Annotated in this window: 4 protein-coding genes and 1 pseudogene; 2 read left to right on the forward strand and 3 right to left on the reverse strand. The window is 36.9% G+C overall.

Annotated elements, in window-relative coordinates:
- Nucleotides 1–183 precede the first annotated feature (183 nt).
- Nucleotides 184–1,132, forward strand: a pseudogene (locus H5072_RS11710) (TDT family transporter).
- 2 nt (nt 1,133–1,134) lie between these two features.
- Here H5072_RS11710 and H5072_RS11715 read toward each other — a convergent pair.
- The gene (locus H5072_RS11715; protein WP_182693613.1) at nt 1,135–1,326 is read right to left on the reverse strand and encodes a DUF2986 domain-containing protein; all 192 of its coding nucleotides are present in this window, start codon (nt 1,324–1,326) and stop codon (nt 1,135–1,137) included.
- A gap of 336 nt (nt 1,327–1,662) precedes the next feature.
- Here H5072_RS11715 and H5072_RS11720 point away from each other — a divergent pair, with 336 nt between their 5' ends.
- On the forward strand, nt 1,663–3,150 hold the full coding sequence (locus tag H5072_RS11720; protein ID WP_182196875.1) for a dipeptidase: 1,488 nt from the start codon (nt 1,663–1,665) through the stop codon (nt 3,148–3,150).
- 70 nt (nt 3,151–3,220) lie between these two features.
- Here the strand turns inward: H5072_RS11720 and H5072_RS11725 are convergent, their stop codons facing one another.
- Nucleotides 3,221–4,006, reverse strand: a complete 786-nt coding sequence (locus H5072_RS11725) for a putative porin (protein ID WP_182693614.1) — start codon at nt 4,004–4,006, stop codon at nt 3,221–3,223.
- A 118-nt stretch (nt 4,007–4,124) separates the two neighbouring features.
- Nucleotides 4,125–4,889 (reverse strand): EAL domain-containing protein, encoded by a 765-nt coding sequence (locus H5072_RS11730; RefSeq protein ID WP_182693615.1) that lies wholly within the window; start codon nt 4,887–4,889, stop codon nt 4,125–4,127.
- Between the last annotated feature and the right edge of the window lie 122 nt (nt 4,890–5,011).

A 5,011-nucleotide genomic window follows, 5' to 3' on the forward strand; every position in this document is an offset into this window, starting at 1 on the left:
GCCATAACTGTGTTATGGCTTTTTTCATACGCTTTAATATGTAAGCCGTAAACTTATTTTTATGAAATATTTGTACGCAAAAAGCGTTCTATTAAGCACGCTTGTACTAATTTTACAGCGTTATTTTAAGGCAATGCAGTAAAAAGCAGTAACTTGTTCATCACCCAATGATTAGGAAGTACAGTGTTTAAGCAATTTAAAAATAAAGTGATGGGTGCGCCAACAGCTATGGCCGGTTTAGCTTTGGGTATTGCTAGTATGGGATGGACATGGGAAAACGTTTTTAATTTAAACTCCCAAGGGCAATTTTTGGGAGCGGTATTAGCTGGCGTATTAGTTTTACTTTTGGCTGCTAAGTTTTTACTACACCCTCATTTATTAAAAGCCGATTTAGCACACCCAGTTGCAGGAAGTGTGATCCCTACATTTGCAATGGCTAATCTTGTTATTTCAAACTCAGTTGGGCAATTTAACCAATTAGCTGGCGACATTATGTGGGTTTTATCTAACCTTTTTGGTGAGTTTTTTATACCAGCGAGCAAAAAAGTTTAATTTTGAAGATATGGCGCCTAGCTGGTTTGTGCCACCAGTGGGGATAATTATTGCAGATGTTACTTTTTCGGGAAATCCGACATTAGCGTGGTTAGCTTATAGCGCATTAGTTATTGGTATATCAACGTACGCTATAATGCTGCCAATTATGTTTTATCGTTTTTTATTAGCATTAAAAAGTGACTACGAAATACAGCCAACACTCGCCATTTTAGCAGCGCCTGCCAGTTTAACATTAGCGGGGTATTTTCATGTTTTAGCTAATCCGTCACTTGTTATAGTGGGGGCATTATTTATATTAGCGATAATAAAAACACTGATTGTTTATGTGTTATTTATAAAGTTATTACGCAGACCTTTTACGCCGAGCTACGCTGCTTTTACATTTCCAATGGTTATTGGGGCAACTGCATTATTTAAAATGAAAGACTGGATGCAAAGTATAAACCTCGCAATGCCATATGTAGATACAGTTAATTACTTAGCTACGTTTGAACTTATAGTTGCCACGGCAGTGGTTGGTTATGTAAGTGGTCGGTACTTTTGCCACTTTAAATTATCAAAGCAACAGGTAACGTAAAGTTACTCTTGGATTACCTGTGGCTCATTATTTTCTTGCTCAGCTAGTTTTTCGCGCTCAGCTTTTGATACATAAGAGGGTTTGTTGCTTTTATGTAGTTTAGCGTTAGTGCGTTTATCTTTTTTTTGAAATTTAGTGACGATTTTTTTACGACGGTTCACAATTAAATACTCTCTTAATTTTAAGTCGCGCATTATACAGTCATCCTCATAAAAGCTGCTATATAAATATTTAACATGAACTCTGGGTAAGAGGTTTACCAGCGTATTGAACTATAGTGATATTTAAATTTATTTTCTCTAGCCAGAGATTTTCAGTGAAAACAAGGCGAACTTACGCGTCAATAGCTGGCCTATTGCAAGTAAGTTCAACGCAGTTAGCGCTAGAAATAGCTGCTTGAGATAGATTTATTATCCAGAGTTCAGGTTATTTACCTTAAGTAATCTGCGCGTTTGGCGTAAAGAGCTATAAGTAAGTAACTCATAGCGTTATAATTACCGCTCTTAGCTATTAATTAAATGGGAATTGTTTTGAAAAAGTTAGCTTTAGCCAGTATTGCTTTATTTGCATTTGGCGCACATGCGCAGTTAAATAAAAATATTGATAGCGTTGCCGATTACGCAGTAAATACCTACCAAAATGCTCAAATACACACACTAACTAACTTAGTGGCTTTTCCGACGGTTAATAAAAGCGACATTAGCACTCCTCAAAATCCCGATTTTATTGGCTTTAAAGCACTTTTAAAAATGAAAGCCGCAGAGCTTGGTTTTGACTACCAAGATTTAGGCTACACCGTATTAATTGGTATGGGCGAGCAAAGCGAAAAAGTAACGGTAGTAACCCACGGCGACGTGCAACCTGCTAATGCAAGTAAATGGAAACAAAGCCCTTTTATTATTGATACATCTGAACCGGGTAAATTAGTTGGTCGTGGTACTGAGGACGACAAAGGTGCAATAGCAACAGCGCTTTACGCCATGAAAGCAATTAAAGATAAAGGCATAACCCTTAATAACCGTATTGAGCTTATGATTTACCTTGCTGAGGAGTCTGATTGGGGTCCGCTTACTCAATTTATGAAAACGTATGAACAACCAAAATATGCAGTAACGATTGATGCATCATACCCTGTAGTGGTTGCCGAGAAAGGCTGGAGCTTAATTGCACCTACTTTTAATGCAACATCACCACAAACGGGTTTATATGTAAAGGATGTAACTGGCGGTGCGTTTAGAAGCCAAATTCCAGAAGACGCCAGCTTAGTGCTTCACAATGCAGACGCGGCACTTATTAATACATTAAAAGCAAAAGCTAAAACATTAAATAAAGTTGAATTTAACTTTAGTGAAAAAAGTAATGGTTTAGCAATAAGCGTTAAAGGTATGTCGGCGCATTCATCTGAGCCGGAGTCGGGTATAAATGCTATTGCTTATTTAGCTGAGTTATTTAAAGGTGTGAAGCTTGAAAATAACAGTGACGGCGAGCTAATCGACTTTGTGAATCAGTTAATTGGTTTAGACATTCACGGTAAACAATTTGGCGAAATAGCTTACAAGCACGACTTTATGGGCCCAATGACAGTGGCACCAACCGTTATTGAGCGCGATGGTAATGCGCTAACACTTGCTGTAAATGCACGTCGCCCAATGGGTAAAGACGAAGCTGTATTACAAAAGCAAATTGATGATGCACTCGCTAATTGGCAAGCTACTAACAATGTAACACTTGCTAACATAGAAACAATTATTGGCACACCTATGCTACTTGATGGCGCGCCACATGCGCAAAAGCTGCTTGATATTTTCAAGCATTTTACGGGCGACGAAAAAGCTGACTTTGTATCAATAGGTGGTGGCACTAACGCAAAGCTGTTTGATAATGCTGTATCGTTTGGCCCTTCAATGCCGGGTAAGCGCTACACAGGTCATTCAGAGCATGAATTTATGACACTTGAGCAACTTGAACTGAATTTACGTATGTACACAGCAATGATGATAGAGCTTGGTAATATGTAGTTATAGTTGTTTAGTAAAAGCCGCCTTGTTTGACTGAAGTGACCCCAGTAAGGCGGCTTTTTTGTACTTATTAAAATTGGGCTACAAAGCTAAGGTTGTATACATCGTAGTTATCATTATCAGTGTAATTAGCTGTAAAGTAGTAGCTATCATTAATAAAGTACTTACCTTCAATCACTAAATCAGAATCGTTTGAGCCAATACCGACTGCAACATGTTTATTGAAGTAATAGTTTGCGAGTACATTAAAAACTGAGTCGTCGCCAACATCTAGATAGTCAACATTTACAGCAAAATAGCTGTCATCATAAAGATGGGCAAAGTAACGTGATGATAGGTCCCACGACTCTGTTTCATCATCTGTTTCAACAGTAAAACCAATGTAGTCGGTGTCGTTAATTTCATGATTATACTGAGCTTTAAACAAATAAACTGTATCGCTATATTCATAATCTAACATACGTACAGATACTTTTAGTGAATCAGCAAATAAGTAACCTAAACCTAGTGAATAGTTGTCGGCATCACCAATATTAGGTAGTTCAAAAGTTGCAAAAGCATTGCCGTAAAAGCCTTCTCCAAAAATACCTTTTCCACTATAACCATCTGAATTAAAATAATTTAAGCCTATATTGCTATCTGTATCTAAGTAGCCAAAATCATCCCACACACCTGAATTTTGCTGCTTCTCAAAGTAATAGTGAGTTGATAACCCGTACACATCATCGTTGTAATAATCAGAATCAATTTTTGCGTAGTTTATAGAGTTAAACCATTGTTTTGATTCTGACTGCTCGGCGTTTACAGACGCTGTGCAGCTAAGTGCGAGTAAAGTGAGTGGCATTAAAAAGCGCATAAGTATCCCTTCTTATAATTAAGTAAGTTTGTTACTAGAATGGGTATTATATTTGTGAGGTTTTATAAGGCAATTAAATGATTGTAATAAAGTGTTTAGATGTTGTTGGTTTTCCTAATTAAAAAATTAGGTTTACCTCAGGCAAGTTTTCGAAGCTTGGTTTGGCAAATAAATACCCTTGCATAAGCTCAACACCTGCGTTTTTAAGCCACTTATATTCTTCTACCGTTTCAATCCCTTCAGCTAGTGCGGTGATGTTTAAATCGCGAAACATATTTAAGCAATGAGTTACTATTAGTTGGCGTTTTTTGTCGTTGTTAATATCGCGTATGAGCGCCATATCAAGCTTGATAATATCTGTTTGAAAGTCAGCCAGTAGATTTAAACCAGAATAACCTGCACCAAAGTCATCAGTGGCGGTTTTAAATCCGAGAGACTGATAGTAATCAACAATGCGTTTAATGTGTGCGGTGTCTTCTATTTTTTCAACTTCAGTAAATTCAAACATAATATTTTGAATTGGAAAGTTATACTTTTTTGCAGCTTCGAGTGTGGTGCGTATACATCGCTCAGGTTTATAAATAGCATTAGGTAAAAAGTTAATGCTTAGCATTGATGTTATGCCCAGCTTTGCGGCTAGTTGAATGGCTTTAATACGACAAAGCTGATCAAATGCATAGCGGTTGTCTTCATTCACTTTTGAAATAATAGAATAAGCAGACTCGCCATTTAAACCTCTAACCAGCGCTTCATAGCCATAAATAAGATTAGTTTTACAGTTTATAATCGGTTGAAAAGCCATAGAAAAATCAAACTCGAGATCGTTAGCGTCAGCACAGTTACTACACGTCACTTTTTCGCAATCTTTTGATTTCTCGCTCATTTAGCTGATCCTCTTGTGCATATTTGTTTAGGTTAGTTGAGATTAGATTCTAACACAAATAGATTAAAGTATTGTTTTTTATGTTTTTATACGTAATAAATAACTATGTAATTAAATGAAAA

This window comes from Pseudoalteromonas sp. SR45-5, assembly GCF_014163565.1.
Lineage (GTDB): Bacteria > Pseudomonadota > Gammaproteobacteria > Enterobacterales > Alteromonadaceae > Pseudoalteromonas > Pseudoalteromonas distincta.

Bases quoted from the DNA above. Each gene is read 5' to 3' on its own strand.
- H5072_RS11730 (WP_182693615.1), bottom strand. From the start codon at position 4,889: ATGAGCGAGAAATCAAAAGATTGCGAAAAAGTGACGTGTAGTAACTGT.
- H5072_RS11725 (WP_182693614.1), bottom strand. From the start codon at position 4,006: ATGCGCTTTTTAATGCCACTCACTTTACTCGCACTTAGCTGCACAGCG.
- H5072_RS11715 (WP_182693613.1), bottom strand. From the start codon at position 1,326: ATGCGCGACTTAAAATTAAGAGAGTATTTAATTGTGAACCGTCGTAAA.